Source organism: Microbacterium sp. AG157 (genome assembly GCF_003385695.1).
GTDB classification, from domain to species: Bacteria; Actinomycetota; Actinomycetes; order Actinomycetales; family Microbacteriaceae; genus Microbacterium; species Microbacterium testaceum.
In genome coordinates this window covers 179,469-195,628 of record NZ_QRDK01000003.1, presented here as the reverse complement: position 1 = coordinate 195,628, position 16,160 = coordinate 179,469, and the positions used below count along the sequence as shown (strand labels likewise).

Sequence of the window (16,160 nt, the reverse complement as noted above, 5' to 3'; positions counted from 1 at the left end):
ATGACCGCCTGCGGCCTCGTCGCTCCCGCGGCTTCGCCCGCCGCGCGGCCCGCGGCACACCCGCGTCCTCGCCGCCGAGGGGCCGGGCGTCGGTCAGACCCGCCGGCGCGCGCGCAGTCCCGCGACGATGAGCTCGAGGCCGAAGTCGAAGTCGTCGCTCGCGAGCCCGGTCGTGCCCTCGCGTACACCGGCGCTGTCGTACTGCAGGCGCTGCTGTTCGTGCCAGACGAATCCGAGCACGTAGTGCAGCACCGTGGTGGCGACCCGCCGGGCGGTGTCGGGGGCGAAGCCGTCGGCGGCGACGGCGTCGGCGAGCCGGTCGTGCGCGAGCGTCGAGCCGAGGCCGAGGGCGAGCGTGCTGGAGACGACCTCGGCGCCGTCGCGATAGGCCAGTAGGGCGTCGCGCAGGGCGCCGGCCCGCGTGCGCAGGTCGTCGGAGGTGCCGGATGCCATGCGCCTCACGATCCGATCGGACAACTCGGCGAGCAACGCCTGCTTGTTGGGGAAGTGCCAGTAGAGAGCGCTCGGCTGCACCTCGAGCGCTGTCGCGAGCCGTCGCATCGTGAGGTCGGGGAGGCCGTGATCGTCGAGGATTCGCAAGGCCGTTCGAGCGACATCGTCTGCGGAGTGTCCACGGGGAGCCATGCGAATGAGTATAGTGAACGCCGTTCAGGTGAACAGCGTTCAGGAAGGAAGCCCATGCGCACCCCCGATGTCACCGACCTCGCCCGCATCGCCGTCTTCGCGGCCCTCATCGCGGTGCTCGGGTTGCCGGGCAGCTTCCCGCTCGTGGGCGGCGTGCCCATCACGGCCCAGACGCTCGGCGTCATGCTCGCCGGCGCCGTGCTGGGCCCGTGGTTCGGGGCACTCGCGGTCACGGTGCTCCTGGCACTCGTCGCGGCGGGACTCCCTCTTCTGGCCGGAGGCCGCGGCGGCCTGGGAGTCTTCCTCGGGCCGTCGGCCGGCTACGCGATCGGGTGGATCCTGGGTGCTGTCGTGGTGGGGCTGATCGTGCACGCGGGCGGTCGTCGTCCGGTCGCGTGGCGAACGGCCCTGGCGATGGTCGCCGGGGGAATCGGCGCGATCTACGCCCTGGGCATCCCGGTGCAGAGCGCGGTCACGCGTCTCCCGCTGGGTGACACCGCGGTCACCAGCCTCGTCTTCCTCCCCGGCGACATCGTCAAGGCGACCCTCGCGACGGTGATCGTCACCGTGCTCGTGCGGGCGTACCCCCGGGGTTTCCGTCGCGCGTGGCGCATCGCACCCGCGCCCGACCGCACCCGGGTGGGCGCCGCGGCATGATCGTCGTCGTGGACGGGGCCGCTCGCGGCCTGTCCGAGCGGATCCGTGACGTCCGGGCGGCGGGGGACGCCGTCCTCATCGCCGATCCGCGATGGAGCGATTCGCAGCGCGCGGGCATCGCGAGGCGGGCATCCGGAACGGCCGTGCCGGCCGGGACGGCGTGGGCGACCCTGACCTCGGGGAGCAGCGGGGCGGCACGCATCGTGCTGCGGACGGCCGAGTCCTGGGAGGCATCCTTCGACACGGTGGCGGATCTGCTCGACGTCGGTCCCGACGACATCCTCGCGCTGCCGTCCCCGCCCGCCGCGTCGCTCACCCTCTTCTCGCTGGCCCACGCGGCCGCCGGGGGGCCGCGCGTGCGGCTCGGTGTCGACGCCGCAGCGACCTGCCTGCACGGCACCCCCGAGAACCTGCGGGCCGTCCTCGACCGCGGTGCTCCGGACGCGATGCGAGTGGCGCTGGTGGGCGGCTCGGCCGTGGACCCGGCGCTGCGCGCCCGCGCCGAAGCAGCGGGCATCCGCGTGATCGCCTACTACGGCGCCGCCGAACTCTCCTTCGTCGCGGTCGACCTCGGCGACGGCCTCCGGGCCTTCCCGGGTGCGGAGCTCGACGTGCGCGGCGGCGAGGTGTGGGTGCGATCGGCGTTCGTGGCATCCGGATATCTCGGATCGGACGGCCCCTTGCACCGCGCGGGCAGGTGGGCGACCGTCGGCGACCGGGCGGAGTGGGACGACGGCCGGCTCCGGTTGCGCGGCCGTCGCGACGGGGCCATCCTCAGCGCGTCCGCGACGGTCGTCCCCGAAGACGTCGAGGTGTCGCTGCGCGAGATCCCCGGTGTGCGGGACGCCGTCGTGTTCGGGATGCCGCGCCCCGGCGTCGGCGCTCTCGTCGCGGCCCTCGTCGAGATCGACGCCGGTGCCGCGATCGATCTGCGCGCCGAGGCAGGGGAACGTCTCGCGCCCTCGCATCGACCGCGACGGTGGTTCGTCGGTGAGATTCCGCGCACGCCGTCGGGCAAGCCCGCGCGTGCCGAGATCGCACGTCAGGTCGAGGACGCCCCGTGGTGTCCGTGACGGACCCGGTCGTCGTCGCCGCCCGCCGCAGCGCGCTCGCCGTGCGCGGACGCGGACTCGCGCGCGCCGACGTGGCTCGTCTGGGCGGCGCCGTCGTCGCGGCGGTCGTCGCCGACGCGGGGGCACCCCCGATCGCCGACGTGGTGATGGGCAACTGCATGGGCCCCGGGGGGAACCCCGGCCGGCTGTCGGCTCTCGCGGCGGGTCTGGGGCCGACCGTGCCGGGCGGCGCCGTCGACCGGCAGTGCGGCAGCGGGCTCTCCGCGATCCTGGACGCCGCTCTCGCGGTGCGCACGGACGGCCGTCACCGCGTGGCGGGAGGCGTCGAGAGCGCCTCGACCGCGCCCGTTCGCAGCATCGACGGCACCGCATACGCCCGGGCGCCGTTCGCCCCCGCGGGGTTCGCCGACCCCGATATGCTCCGTGCCGCCGAGGATCTCGCCCGCCACGACGGGCTCACGCGGGCGCGGCAGGACGCGTGCGCCGAGCGCAGTCACGCACGGGCCGCGGCCGCGCGGTCGGCGGGTCGTCTCGTCGCGGAGATCGTCGCGGTCGACGGCGTGCGCGAGGACGAAGCTGCGGGTACCGGTGCGACGGTGCTGGCGCGGCTGGCGCCGCTGTTCCCCGGAGGCACGGTCACCGCGGGCACCTCGACGCGGATCGGGGACGGCGCCGCGGCGGTGGCGATCGCGCCAGCGGGAGCAGCGACGGGGCTGGCGCTGCGCGGGTCCGCCGTCGTCGGCTGCGACCCCGCCCTCCCGGGTGTCGGCGCGGCATTCGCCGTCGAGGCTGCCCTGACCGACGCGGGCGTCGAGCTGGTCGAGGTCGCCGCCTTCGAGATCGTCGAGGCGTTCGCCGCGCAGAGCATCGCGGTGTTGTCGCGCCTCGGGCTCGCCGACGACGATCCACGGGTCTGCGCCGATGGCGGCGCCCTCGCGCTGGGACACCCGTGGGGCGCGAGTGGCGCGGTCGCCGTCGTGCGATTGTTCAGCCGTCTCGTGCGTGCCGGAGCGCCCGCGGGCGCCTACGGTGTGGCCGCGGCGTCGGTGGGCGGCGGCCTGGGCATCGCCGCGGTGTTCGAGGTCGTGCGGTGACGGGCCCGGGTGCGACCCTGCGCTGCGCGGGTCTCGGCGTGCGCCTCGACGACCGCGTGGTGCTGCGCGACGTGACTCTCGACCTCGACGCCCGCACGATCGCCGTGGTGGGCGACAACGGCTCGGGCAAGTCGACATTCGCTCGAGTCGTGGCCGGGCTCGTCCGCCGCACCGAGGGCGCGCTCGAGGTCTGCGGGCGGGACCCCGACACGGACGCCGCGGGGCATCGCCGTCGCGTCGCCCTGGTGCTGAGCAATCCTGACGCGCAGATCGTCATGCCCACGGTGTCGGAAGACGTCGCGCTCTCGCTCCGGCCCGAGCGCCTGGCGCGGGCGGAGCGCGATCTGCGCGTCAGCGAGGCACTGGTCCGTTTCGGCCTCGGCGGCCTCGGCGACCGGGCCGCGCACGATCTGTCCGGTGGGCAGAAGCAGCTGCTGGCATTGTGCGGGGCCTTCGTGCGCCGGCCCCGGGTGGTCGTGGCCGACGAGCCGACAGCCTTTCTCGACGCCCGTAACGCTCGAACGGTCGCCGGTCATCTGCTCGCCGACACCGGGCACACGCTCGTCCTCGTCACCCACGACCTGGCTCTCGCGCGCCGGTGCGAGGCGGCGGTGCTGTTCGCGGACGGGCGGGTCGTGGCATCCGGGGTCGCCGCAGACGTCGTAGACGCCTATGACACGGCGCTGTCGTGCTGAGCCTGTACCGCCCGGGCGGCGGATGGATGCATCGGATGCCGGCGGGCCCGAAGATCACGCTCCTGACGGTCGTCGCGCTCCTGCTCGCGGCCTTGCCGTTCTCGTGGGCGGGGGCGCTGATCGCCGTCGTCGTGCCGGCGGTGCTGTACCTCGGTGCCGGGATGGGGGTCGTGTCCGGCGTCCGCGAACTGGCGAGGCAGGGGTGGGCGTTGCGCGGGGTCGTCGTGCTCACCGGCGTGGGCCAACTGATCTTCCTCGGGCCCGAGTCCGCCGCGGTCAACACGGCACGGGTGGTGTCGGCACTGCTCGTGGTGGGGCTGCTGCCGCTGACGACGCGGGTGTCGTCGATGCTCGACGCGATGGAACGCGGGATGACGCCGCTCGGTCTGATCGGCATCGATCCGGTACGGGTAGCACTCCTGCTGACCGTGACGCTGACGACGATCCCTGTTCTCGCGCGCCTCGCCGCCGAGGTGCGCGAGGCGCAGCGCGCACGGGGACTGCGCCCGTCATTCGCGCGCGGCGCCCTGCCCTTTCTGGTGGTCGCCCTGCGTCACGCCGATGACCTCGGCGACGCTCTCGCGGCGCGCGGCATCCGTTGAGGCCTGTCCGCGGCGACCGACGTCGCATGATCCGCTCTCGCGCCGGACGAGCGACCTCGCGCACGGAGGCTCACCGGGGCGGCCGCGGCGGAACAGCCTCTACCCCGCGGCGGCCCGACCGGCCGCGAAGCCCTCGGCATAGGCCTCGTCGGCGCCTTGGCGGAACATGTCGCGGACGGGATCGCGCACGATCGAGCGGGCGCCGGGCAGGTCGAGGTCGCCCACCAGGTCTCCGCGCCCGCGCACGATCGCCACGGGCCGTCGTGCGGCCTTGCCCTTGACGAGGTCGGTGGCCGCGGCGATCTCGTCGGCCACGCACGGCAGGGTCACCACGAGGGGGCGGCCCTCGGCATCCGTCGTCCCACGGAGATCTTCGAACACGTGCACGCCGCCCGCGCCGATGGCGTGGTCGGTCTGGCCCTCGCGCCAGGCGCGGCCGAGGGTGTCGGTGACGATCACGCCCACGTGGGCCCCCGTCGCGGCGCGCAGCCCGGTCGCCAGGGCGCGCGCGGACGCGTCGGGATCGACCGGCAGCAGCAGCACGGTGCCCTCGGGGGTGTTGCTGGCGTCGACCCCGGCGGCCGCCGAGACGATCCCGAGAGGGTTCTCGACGATGCGCGTCACGTGCCCGGTGGGAGAGGTGCGGGATGCCACGAGACGCACGGTCTCGCGCGTGATGGCGTCCTCGCGGTCCGAGGCATGGATGATCCGGCCCTCGGCCTTCGACACGATCTTGCTCGTGACGACCACGATGTCACCGTCGCGGAGCGACCCGCCGGCACCGTCACGCAGGGGCTCGGTCGTGGCATCCAGGATCACCCGGACGAGGTCGTCGCCCGGGGTGATCTCGCGGATGCCGTCGAGGGCCCAGATCTGCAGCACGTCAGCGGACGAAGCGCACCTCGGTGAGCTCTTCGCCGAGGAAGGGCTGCACCTGGGAGGCACCGTCGAGCGCGAAGCCGTTGCGCGTGTAGAAGCGGTGCGCGCGCGGATTGTCGTCGGCGACCCAGAGGTACACGCCCTCGCCGCCGTCGATCGCGGCGTCGAACAGCTGCTGGCCGATGCCGGTGCCGTGGTACGCGTCGAGCAGGTAGATGAAGTACAGCTCGCGCTCGCGGGGAGCGTCGTCGTCACGGGCGGGGCCCGAGCCGACAAAGCCGACGATCTCGCCGTCGACGAGGGCCGCGTGCATGCGGTAGTCCTCGCCCTGGGCGGCCCAGTGGGTCCAGAGTTCGGCCATGCGTCGCGGAGAGACCGCCTCGAGGGCGGCCTTGCTGATCAGGTGGTCGTAGGTCTCGTGCCAGCAGGTGGCGTGCACGCGGCCGAGGGCCTCGGCATCCACATCTCTTACCGGACGGACGACGATGTCGGTTCGGGCTTCCGCAGTCATGGCGCGACTCTACGCGGGGGGTCGTCGCGGGTGAAATCGAGCCGAGGGGCCCGTCGAATGCGCTATACATCGACGCGGCCATCTTGTGGTGAACCCACAACGGGATCGCCGATCCGTCGTCGCATCGCTACGCTCGCCCCTCGTGAACGTCCTCTGGCGCACCCTGCTGGTGCTGGCTCGTGCTCGCCGTCGTCTTCGTCGCGAAGGCCCCATCGATCCGAACACCGTGGCCCGCATGTCGATCCGCGTGCTCCCCACCGACATCGATCTGCTGCGCCACCTGAACAACGGCCGCTATCTGTCGCTGTTCGACCTCGGGCGCTGGGATCTGCTGACGCGCACCGGGCTGCTGGCCGCGATGACCGCGCAGGGCTGGTACGCGGTGGTCGCCGCCGAGACCATCACGTTCCGTCGTTCTCTCGAACTCGGGCAGCGGTTCGAGCTCGAGACGCGACTGATCGGACACGACGACCGCGCCGTCTACCTGGAACACCGCGCGCTGGTGAACGGTGAGATCTACGCCCGCGCCATGATCCGCGCCCGTATCCTGCGCCGCACCGGTGGCACGGTCCCGCACGACGAGCTCTTCGCCGCGGTCGGCCGCCCCGAGGGGCTGCCCGACATCGAGCAGTGGGTGCACGACTGGGCCGCGGGGTCGGCGCTGCCGTCGACGAAGCGGCCCGCGCCCAGCGTCTGGGAGTGAGGGGTCACCCCTCGCCGGCGCGGTGGGACGCGCCGTGGACGCGCCGCTGAGGCGGGGCCGACCGGTGCTCGGTGCCGTCCTTACCGGCCGAAGCGCGCGTCGAGCCAGGCCACCTGTTTCATCCAGTGGCGGTGGCCGCCGCCCTCGTGGCCGTTGTAGGTGTACTCCTCGATCGCCGCGTCGTCGGAGGTCAGTGCGTGGAACGCCGCGAATACTCCCGATGGCAGCACGACATCGTCCATGAAGCCGACGGAGAAGTAGGCGGGCGCGCTGATGCGGCGCGCGAGGATCGCGCCGTCGATGTGCGAGAGAGTGTGCAGCGCGCGCTCGGCGTCGTCGCGGTGCACCGCCAGGTAGCGCGTGATCTCTGTGAAGGGTGCTGACGGCGTGCGAACGATCGCGTTCGGGATGTCGCACAGGAATGGCACGTCGGGCATGACCGCCGCCACCGCACCGCCGCTGAGGGCAGCCGCCGCGATCGACAGTGCCCCGCCCTGGCTGCCCCCGGTGACGGCCACGCGCGAGGGATCGACGCCGGGGAGCTCGCGCACCACATCGACCAGACGTGCGGCGTCGGTATAGAGGCGGCGGTAGTAGTAGTCGCGCGGGTCGAGGATGCCGCGCGTCATGACACCGGGGAACGCGGCCGCCGAGCCGTGCGGGTCGGGGGTGTCGCCGGTGCTCCACGTGGATCCCTGGCCGCGCGTGTCCATGATGACGTGGACGTACCCGGCCGCCGCCCACGACAGCTTCTCGCCGGGGAGCCCGCGACCACCGCCGTAGCCGATGTACTCGATGACGGCGGGGAGGACGTCGTCGCCGTGTGGACGCACGACCCACCCGCGGATCTCATCGCCCGCGAAGCCGGTGAACGTCAGATCGTGAACGCTGAGCGCGGTGACCGGGGCCTCGACCGGGGTGAGGGATGCCGGGCGGGCGGCATCCCGCGCCGTCGCCAGGGTCTCGCTCCAGAAGTCGTCGAAACCGGCGGGCTCGACCAGGGAGGGGCGGTACGCGCGCAGCAGGTCGACGGGCATATCGGTGAAGGTCACGGCCATGAGAATCGACAGTAGCGGGCACGGCGACGCCCCTACCGCGCGAGGGCGGCCGGGGCGTCACGAGAGGCTCAGCTGGTGAGCAGAGTGAGGCCGTAGGCGTCGAGGATCTCGTTCACCGGCTGGAACCAGGTCTGCCCGCCGCTGCTGCAGTCGCCCCATCCGCCGGAGGTCACGCCCTGCGCCTGATCGCCGGCGAGGAGCGAACCGCCCGAGTCGCCGGGCTCGGCGCACACGGTGGTCTCGATGAGACCGTTGACGGTGTTGCTGCCGTACTGCACCGACGTGTCGTACGCGAGGATCTCACCGCAATGCCACCCGGTGGTCGACCCGGACCGGCAGACCGTCGCTCCGACGGGCGCGGGTGTGGAGCCCGCGACCGCCACGTTGCCGCCCGACCAGTCGACGACCTCGCCCAGCGGGGTGTGGTTCGGCGTCGAGACCCAGGCGTAGTCGTTGCCGGGGAACGACGAACCCGCGAAGGTGCCGTAGTTCGTGCTCTCGCCCTGGCTGCCGCAGTGGCCGGCGGTGACGAAGCCGCCCACGACGCCGAAACCGATCGAGCACCGGTACTGGTTCTCGATGAAATACGCGATGCCGCCGCGAAGGTCGTCGAACGTCTGTGGAACACCGCCGGCCGTCTCGACGCGCACCGCGTCGGCGGGGGCGCCGAGGGCGGTCACGAAGGCCGTCACGTTCGTCTCGGAGCCGGGGAGGGCTTCGACGACGACGTCGTTGGCGGCGACGTCGACGTGCCACGAGGCGACTCCCGCGGGGCGGTCGGCACCGCTGATGCGCGCGGTGAGACCCTCCAACTCGCTCAGGGAGTGGTCGGCGGGGATGGGGGTCGCACCGGCGCTCGCCACGAGCGCGCGGGCGGCGTCGCTGGTGGCGGCGGCATAGACGGTGCGACTGCTCTCGTCGATCCACGCGCCGGCGTAGGCGTCGCCGACGACCGATGCGACGGTGGTGGTGAGGGCGGTGGCGTCGGCCTGGAAGCGCAAGACGTCCTGCGCGCCGGCGACATCGGTGCCGAGGGCTTCGGCCATGGCGTCGAGCAGCTGTGTCTCGGAGGAAGGTGAGGGTACGGCAAATGCCGGTTGGGCCAGCGCGGGCGCAGCCGCCGCCGAAACGGCGATCAACCCGAGAGCGGATGCGCTCACGGCCATTTTCGATATGCGGTTCACGGAGTGACCTTCCATCCAGGGGGATAAATGGTTGGGGTACCCGTCCGCAGTAAAACACCTTCCTGGCCGGGAAACGACAATCGCCCAGATTTCTCCCAGCTGGTCGTTACCTCTGTGAAGCCTCACATCGCATCAGGGACACGCACGGAAAAGGGCATCTGAGCGTTGACTTTCTCCCTCGCGGTCTCAGAGACTACGCATAGTGAGCGCTCACATGGAGCGCAGTCGCCGCTGGCCTCAGTCGGCCACCCATCGTCAAGGAGGACGACCATGGTGCTGTCACGACCCCATCTGCCCAAGGGGCCGGTGCGCCGCGTGGGAGCGATCGCCGCGGCCGCCGCCGTCGTTCTGGCCGGCCTCGTTCCCGGTGCTGCCGCCTCGGCGGCGCCCGTGCCGACACCCCTGGCGTCGTACGACTTCGCCGCCGTCTCGGGCACCACGGTCCCCGACGCCTCGGGTCACGGTCGCGACGCGGTCATTCGCGGGACCGGCGCGATCGTCGACGGCGATGCGCTTTCGCTCCCCGGTGGTGCGAACGGATCGTCGGCGGCCTATGTCGAACTGCCGCCGGGGCTCTTCGACGGCCGCAGCACCGTCACCGTCTCCGCCTGGCTCCAGGACCGCACCGGCTCCGGCAACCAGGCGGCGATGTTCTTCGGCACCACGGAGAACCTCCCCCAGCAGTACTGGTTGCTCAACCCCGCCAACCCGGCCGGGCAGGTCAAGTCGGTGCTGACGGACGGGCCGCGGATCGCCCAGCCCTGGACCCTCGAACGCGGAATCGCTCCGACCGACGGCACCCGCGGCATCCCGGGCCCGACCGCCACCGCGGAGTGGGCCCTTTATACGACGGTCATCACGCCCACCTCGATCACCGCCTACCTCGGCGAGACGAAGATCGGCACCGTCGCCACCTCGCGATCGATCGCCGACTTCGGCTCCGGCCTCGTGGGCTACATCGGTCGTTCGTCCTACCCCGATCGGGTGTGGAAGGGCGGCGTGCGCGACGTCGCGATCTTCGACAGCGCGCTGACCGACGCCGAGGTGAAGGCGCTCGTCGCACAGGGCACCCCGACGAACGAGCACGACGTCGACGCCGCCGCGAAGGCCCTCTCGATCCCGGATGCCGACGACGTGCGCGGCAACGTGACCCTTCCCGCGACCGGGGCGAACGGCACGTCGGTGGCGTGGTCGTCGTCGAACGCGCAGGTCGTCACCCCGACCGGCGAGGTCACACGGCCGGCCACCGGGTCGGCGGCCGTGACGGTGACGCTCACCGCGACGATCGCGAAGGGGTCGAGTGAGACCACGCGCACCTTCGATCTCGTCGTGCAGCCGAAGCCTGCGCAACAGAAGCTCGAGGGCTACTTCTTCCCGTTCTTCACCGGGGAGAGCACGACGACGGACGAGGAGATCTCTTTCGCCACGAGCCGTGGTGACGACCCGAAGAACTGGCTGACCCTGAACGACGGCCAGCCCGTGCTCACCTCCGACCAGGGCGAGAAGGGGATCCGCGACCCCTTCGTCATGCGCTCGCCCGACGGCGACCGCTTCTACATGCTGTCGACCGATCTGAACATGTTCGACCTCTACAACGGCGACTTCGGCCGCGCGCAAGAGGTCGGCAGCCGAAAGCTCAACGTCTGGCAGTCCGACGACCTCGCGACCTGGAGCCCGCTCCGGCAGATCACCGTGTCGAGCGAGCTGGCAGGCAACACCTGGGCTCCCGAGGCCACGTGGGACGCCGACCGCGGTGAGTACGTCGTCTACTGGGCATCGAACCTGTACCCGAGCGCGTCCACCGCGGGTCGCAAGGCATCGGACACCTACAACCGCATGATGATGGTCACCACGCGCGACTTCGTCACCTTCAGCGAGCCGCAGCCGTGGGTCGACGTCCAGCGCGGCGCGGGTAAGGGCACGATCGACGCCACCGTCGTGCGCGATGGCGACACGTACTACCGCTTCATCAAGGACGAGGCGTCGATGACCGTGCGCCAGGAGCGCTCGACCACGCTCACCGCGACCGTCACCGGAGCCCTTCCGACCACGACCTCGAGCCCCGGCTGGCAGCTCGTGAAGGAGCAGATCGGCGTCGGTCAGCCCAACCCCTGGGGCGGGACCTTCACCAACGGCGAGGGCCCGACGGTGTTCGCCGACAACGCCGAAGCCGGTCACTGGTACATGCTGATCGACCAGCCGAGCTACCACGGCGGCCAGGGCTACATGATGTTCGAGACCCGCGACATCGCGTCGGGCACCTGGACCTCGGTTCTGGATGCCACCCTCCCGCCGCGTCCGCGTCACGGGACCGTCCTGCCGATCAGCGCGGCCGAGCAGCAGAGGCTGCTCGCGGCGTACCCGACGGACGAGACCGCGGACTACTCGATCACGGCCGACCCGGGCAAGGACGGCGCCGAGATCGACGACGCGATGTACGGCGTCTTCTTCGAGGACATCAACAACGCGGCCGACGGCGGCCTGTACGCCGAGCTCGTGCGCAACCGCTCGTTCGAGTTCCTGCCCGTCGACAACCGCAGCTTCACCGGGATGACCGCGTGGACGCCCGTGGCGCTCGGCGGCGGTGCGGGATCGGCGAAGCCGGTCGACGACGACAAGCGCATGAACGAGCGCAACCGCACCTACCTGCAGCTCGACCTGAACAGCGGTGTGGGAACGTACGGCGTCGAGAACGCCGGCTTCGACACCGGGGTGGCCCTGACGAAGGACGGCGTCTACGACGTGTCGTTCTGGGCGCGCACCACCGCGACCGCCGGAAGCCCCGTCTCGCTCGTGCTGCGCTCCGCCGACGGCACCGTGCTGTCGAATCCCTTCACCGCGACCGTGGGGGGAGACGGCTGGGTGAAGTACCGCGGCTCCGTCACGGCGACGGCCACGACCGACGCCGCGCGCGTGCTCGTGCAGGCGGCAGGGGCGGGAACGCTCCGCCTCGACGAGGTCTCGGTGTTCCCGCGCGACACCTTCAAGGGCCGTGAGAACGGCCTGCGCAAGGACATCGCGCAGAAGATCGCCGACCTGCACCCGAAGTTCGTGCGCTTCCCGGGCGGCTGCATCGTCAACGTCAACAGCCACGAGGACTACTCGGCCGACTCGAACTACGAGCGCGCCCGCTCGTACCAGTGGAAAGACAGCGTCGGCCCGGTCGAGACCCGCGCGACCAACGCCAACTTCTGGGGCTACAACCAGTCGCTGGGCCTCGGGTACTACGAGTACTTCCAGTTCGCGGAAGACATCGGCGCAAAGCCCGTGCCCGACGTCCCCGCTCTGATGAACGGCTGCGGTCAGGCCCTGCAGCCGACCGACCCGGCTCTGCTGCAGCGCCATATCCAGGACACCCTCGACCTCATCGAGTTCGCCAACGGCGGCGTCGACACGACGTGGGGCAAGCTCCGCGCCGACATGGGCCACCCCGCGCCCTTCGGTCTCGACCGCATCGAGATCGGCAACGAGGAGAACTACCCCGAGGCGTTCATGGCGAACTTCGTGCAGTTCCGGGATGCCATCGAAGCGAAGTATCCCGACATGATCCTCATCAGCAACTCGGGCCCCGACGCCGAGGGCGCGAGCTTCGAGAAGCACTGGGAGCAGAACAGGGCCGAGAAGGTCGACATGGTCGACGAGCACTACTACCGCGACCCCTCATGGTTCCTCTCGCACAACCAGCGGTACGACTCGTACGACCGGGGCGGACCCGCGGTGTGGATCGGCGAGTACGCCTCGCGCGACAACCGCTTCTTCAACGCCCTGTCGGAGGCGGCGTACATGACGGGCCTCGAACGCAACGCCGACGTGGTCAAGATGGCGTCGTACGCGCCGCTGCTGGCCGACACCAGCAACGTGCAGTGGCGCCCCGACCTCATCTGGTTCGACCGCGACCAGGTGTGGGGTTCGGCGAACTACGAGGTGCAGAAGCTCTTCATGAGCAACGTCGGCGACCGGGTCATCCCGACCACGGCGGGCGGGGATCTGGCATCCACCGCTGTCTCCGGTGCCGTGGGCCTGTCGACCTGGAGCACCTCCGCTCGCTACGACGACGTGAAGGTCACGACGCCCGACGGGAAGACGCTCTTCTCCGACGACTTCGCCGACAAGAACGACGAGGGGTGGACGAAGCTCGCGGGCGCGGGCTCCTGGTCGGCGGCCGATGGCAGCTACGTGCAGTCGTCGACGACGGCGAACAACACGCTCGTCGCCGGTCCCGCGATGGACGCCACCGACTACGACGTGTCGCTCAAGGCCACCAAGCTCGCCGGCGCCGAGGGCTTCCTCGTCGGGTTCGGGGTGAAGGGATCCGCCGACTACATGTGGTGGAACCTGGGCGGCTGGGGCAACACCCGCAGCGTCGTGGAGAAGGCCGTGGGCGGCGCCAAGTCGATCGTCACCGACACGGGCCTGTCGCGCGTCGAGACGAACCGCACCTACGACCTGCGCATCCAGGTGCGCGGCGCGCAGGTGACGCTGTTCGCCGACGGGGTGCAGCAGGGACAGTTCACCAACACCGAGGTCGAACCCTTCGCCCAGGTCATGACGCGGGACGACGCCACCGGTGACGTGCTGCTCAAGGTCGTCAACGCCCAGGCCAAGGCCGCCGAGACCACGATCGACCTCGGCGGGATCGGCGTCCTGCCCACGGCCGACGTGACCACCCTGGCGGCGGCCCCCTCGGCGCTGAACACCGCGACCGAGACGCCGGTGGCACCGAAGACCTCGCAGATGGCGGTCTCGAGCAGCTTCACCCACTCCTTCGAGCCGTACTCGGTCACGTTCGTGCGGATGCACACCCGCGAGGCCGACACGACGGCGCCCACGGTGGCGGTGCAGACCACGCCGGCCGTGCCGGACGGGGCCGAAGGCTGGTTCGTTTCGCAGCCGTCCGTCACCGCCACGGCCACCGACGACGTCGACGCCGCACCGCGCCTCGAGGTCAGCACCGACGGGGGGACGACCTGGGCGGCATATACCGGTGCGGTGACCCCGGCGGAGGGGACCTGGAACCTCGCGTTCCGGGCGACCGACGCGTCGAAGAACGTCTCGACCCCCGTGACGGCCGCGGTGAAGTTCGACCGCACCGCCCCGGTGACGACGGCGACGACGGATGCCGCGGCTCGGAGCGTCACGCTCGCGGCGAGCGACAGCGGTTCGGGGGTGGCGCGCGTGGAGTACCGCCTCGGCGACGCGGCGACCTGGACGACGACGGCCGGCGCGCAGGCGGCCGTGGCCGTCGGTGACGGGGCCACGACCGTGTCGTACCGCGCGGTCGACGTGGCCGGCAACGTCAGTGGGACGGGCTCGACCTCGATCGGCGCGAACGCGGGAGACCCGACGCTGTCGGTCTCGGGCGACTTCGTCGCGGGCGGAGTGATCACGGTGTCGGGATTGGGCTGGCCGGCGAACGCCGACGGTGAGCTCGAGCTGCGTTCCACTCCCGTGCAGCTGGGGGCCGTCCGCACCGACGCGAACGGGTCGTTCCTCGTGAACGTCACGATCCCGGCCGACACCCCGGCGGGCGCGCATCGGGTGATCGCGCGTATCGGCGGCGTCGAAGCCGCAGTGGCCATCGAGGTGCGGGCCGGTGCTGACGGCGCCTCTCCGGTGCTTCCGCCGGCTCCGGGCGGTTCGACCGGTTCGGTGCCCTCGCCGCTCGCGGTGACCGGCGGCGCGGTCGGGGGTGGTGCCCTCGCCCTCGGCCTGCTCGCGGTGCTGATCGGTGCGGTTCTGAGGCGCCGCCGCGGCGCGATCGGCTGAGCCGAGACCGGGGGATGCCGCCGCCGCGTTCGCGTGATCGCGGCATCCCCGTCGGCAGACGCGAGAGCACGACGCCCGGCCGCCGTGAGGCGACCGCGGCGTCCTGATCGGGTGAGGAAAAGAACGACGCCCGGCCGCCGTGAGGCGACCGGGCGTCGGGGGTACCCGGAGGGGATCAGCTGGTCAGCAGGCGCAGGCCGTAGTTCTGCAGGATCTCGTTCACGGGCTGGAAGTACGTCGTACCGCCGTTCGTGCAGTCGCCCGAACCGCCGGAGGTGACGCCCTGTGCCTGGTTGCCCGCGAGGAGCGAGCCGCCGGAGTCACCCGGCTCGGCGCAGACGTTCGTGCGGATCAGGCCCGAGACCGACCCCTCGGCGTAGCGCACCGTGGAGTTGTAGCCCTGGATCTGGCCGCAGTGCCAACCGGTGGTCGAGCCCGAGCGGCAGACGGTCGCGCCGACGGCGGCGGCCGTCGAGCCCTTCACGGCGACGGAGCCGCCGGAGTAGTTCGACACCGAGCCGACCGGGGTGTGGTTGGGCGTGCTGACCCAGGCGTAGTCGTTGCCGGGGAACGAGGAGCCCTGGAACGTGCCGTAGGTGGTGCTGTCGCCCGCGTCGCCGCAGTGGCCGGCGGTGACGAAACCGCCCTGCACCGCGAAGCCCACCGAGCAGCGGCTCTGGTTGTTGATGTTGTAGGCGATGCCGCCCTGGATCGTCGCGAAGGTCTCGGGCGCTTCGGCACCGGTTTCCAGGCGGACGGCGTCGGCAGGGGCGCCGAGGGTCGCGACGAAGTCGGCCGCGGCCTGATCGCCGCCGGCGACCACGTCGACGACGAGGTCGTTCTGCTCGACGTCGATCCACCATGAGGGGATGACGTCGGGCAGTGCGGGGCTCGCCTCGAGCTTCGCGGCGATCGCCTCGAGGTCGTCGAGCGAGTGCTCCGCGGCGACGGGGACGGCCCCGGCGTCGGCGGCCGCTTCGCGAGCGGCGTCCGTGGTGGCCGCGGCGTAGACGGTGCGCGTCGATTCGTCGAGCCAGGTTCCGGCGAAGGCGTCACCGGCGGCGGCGGCGACGTCGTCGGCGGTCCCGGCCGCGTCGGCCTGGAAACGCAGGACGTCCTGCGCGCCCGACACGTCGGTGCCGAGATCGGCGGCCATCGCTTCGAGCAGCTGCGCGTCGACTCCGTCGACGGCCGCGTCGGGCGATGACGTGGGGGTCTGGGCCAGCGCGGGAGCGGTGGCGGCGGTGGTCAGGAACAGGCCGAGGGCTGCTGCACCCACGACGGTTTTCGATA

Annotated in this window: 13 protein-coding genes; 7 read left to right on the top strand and 6 right to left on the bottom strand. The window is 71.7% G+C overall.

All coding sequences use genetic code 11. The features are described from left to right. Nucleotides 1–93 precede the first annotated feature (93 nt). A complete protein-coding gene (locus DEU35_RS10280; RefSeq protein ID WP_116239445.1) occupies nucleotides 94–645 on the bottom strand; it encodes a TetR/AcrR family transcriptional regulator C-terminal domain-containing protein in 552 nt (183 codons plus the stop codon). A 54-nt stretch (nucleotides 646–699) separates the two neighbouring features. On the opposite strand from DEU35_RS10280, the gene DEU35_RS10275 reads away from it, so the two are divergent. From DEU35_RS10275 to DEU35_RS10255, 5 genes are read left to right on the top strand one after another with little or no spacing between them, the layout of a single operon-like run. Next, nucleotides 700–1,302, top strand: a complete 603-nt coding sequence (locus DEU35_RS10275) for a biotin transporter BioY (RefSeq protein ID WP_103208245.1) — start codon at nucleotides 700–702, stop codon at nucleotides 1,300–1,302. Beyond that, a complete protein-coding gene (locus tag DEU35_RS10270) occupies nucleotides 1,299–2,375 on the top strand; it encodes a class I adenylate-forming enzyme family protein (RefSeq protein WP_116239705.1) in 1,077 nt (358 codons plus the stop codon). Before DEU35_RS10275 ends, DEU35_RS10270 begins: the two co-directional genes overlap by 4 nt. Continuing rightward, nucleotides 2,363–3,469 (top strand): thiolase family protein, encoded by a 1,107-nt coding sequence (locus DEU35_RS10265; protein ID WP_116239444.1) that lies wholly within the window; start codon nucleotides 2,363–2,365, stop codon nucleotides 3,467–3,469. Before DEU35_RS10270 ends, DEU35_RS10265 begins: the two co-directional genes overlap by 13 nt. Next, a complete protein-coding gene (locus tag DEU35_RS10260) occupies nucleotides 3,466–4,164 on the top strand; it encodes an energy-coupling factor ABC transporter ATP-binding protein (protein ID WP_116239443.1) in 699 nt (232 codons plus the stop codon). Before DEU35_RS10265 ends, DEU35_RS10260 begins: the two co-directional genes overlap by 4 nt. Continuing rightward, nucleotides 4,158–4,766 (top strand): energy-coupling factor transporter transmembrane protein EcfT, encoded by a 609-nt coding sequence (locus DEU35_RS10255; protein WP_116239442.1) that lies wholly within the window; start codon nucleotides 4,158–4,160, stop codon nucleotides 4,764–4,766. The genes DEU35_RS10260 and DEU35_RS10255 overlap by 7 nt, the downstream gene beginning before the upstream one ends. Nucleotides 4,767–4,865: 99 nt before the next feature. On the opposite strand, the gene cofE is transcribed toward DEU35_RS10255, so the two are convergent. After that, nucleotides 4,866–5,648 carry a coenzyme F420-0:L-glutamate ligase gene (gene cofE / locus DEU35_RS10250; RefSeq protein WP_116239441.1) on the bottom strand — a complete coding sequence of 261 codons (783 nt, stop codon included), beginning with the start codon at nucleotides 5,646–5,648 and terminating at the stop codon, nucleotides 4,866–4,868. A gap of 1 nt (nucleotide 5,649) precedes the next feature. Beyond that, nucleotides 5,650–6,156, bottom strand: coding sequence for a GNAT family N-acetyltransferase (locus DEU35_RS10245; protein WP_103208257.1), 507 nt, complete (start codon nucleotides 6,154–6,156; stop codon nucleotides 5,650–5,652). A 142-nt stretch (nucleotides 6,157–6,298) separates the two neighbouring features. Between DEU35_RS10245 and DEU35_RS10240 the strand changes: the two genes are divergently transcribed. Continuing rightward, nucleotides 6,299–6,859 (top strand): acyl-CoA thioesterase, encoded by a 561-nt coding sequence (locus DEU35_RS10240; RefSeq protein ID WP_103208260.1) that lies wholly within the window; start codon nucleotides 6,299–6,301, stop codon nucleotides 6,857–6,859. A gap of 80 nt (nucleotides 6,860–6,939) precedes the next feature. Here DEU35_RS10240 and DEU35_RS10235 read toward each other — a convergent pair whose 3' ends face one another. Together DEU35_RS10235 and DEU35_RS10230 are read right to left on the bottom strand one after the other, a co-directional pair. Then, entirely contained in the window at nucleotides 6,940–7,917 is a 978-nt protein-coding gene (locus tag DEU35_RS10235; protein ID WP_174799710.1) for an acetylxylan esterase, read from the bottom strand. 68 nt (nucleotides 7,918–7,985) lie between these two features. Beyond that, entirely contained in the window at nucleotides 7,986–9,083 is a 1,098-nt protein-coding gene (locus tag DEU35_RS10230; RefSeq protein ID WP_116239440.1) for a S1 family peptidase, read from the bottom strand. Nucleotides 9,084–9,371: 288 nt separating this feature from the next. Here DEU35_RS10230 and DEU35_RS10225 point away from each other — a divergent pair, with 288 nt between their 5' ends. Next, on the top strand, nucleotides 9,372–14,867 hold the full coding sequence (locus tag DEU35_RS10225) for an alpha-L-arabinofuranosidase C-terminal domain-containing protein (RefSeq protein ID WP_116239439.1): 5,496 nt from the start codon (nucleotides 9,372–9,374) through the stop codon (nucleotides 14,865–14,867). A gap of 175 nt (nucleotides 14,868–15,042) precedes the next feature. Here the strand turns inward: DEU35_RS10225 and DEU35_RS10220 are convergent, their stop codons facing one another. After that, nucleotides 15,043–16,146, bottom strand: coding sequence for a S1 family peptidase (locus DEU35_RS10220; protein WP_258027915.1), 1,104 nt, complete (start codon nucleotides 16,144–16,146; stop codon nucleotides 15,043–15,045). Nucleotides 16,147–16,160: the final 14 nt, after the last annotated feature.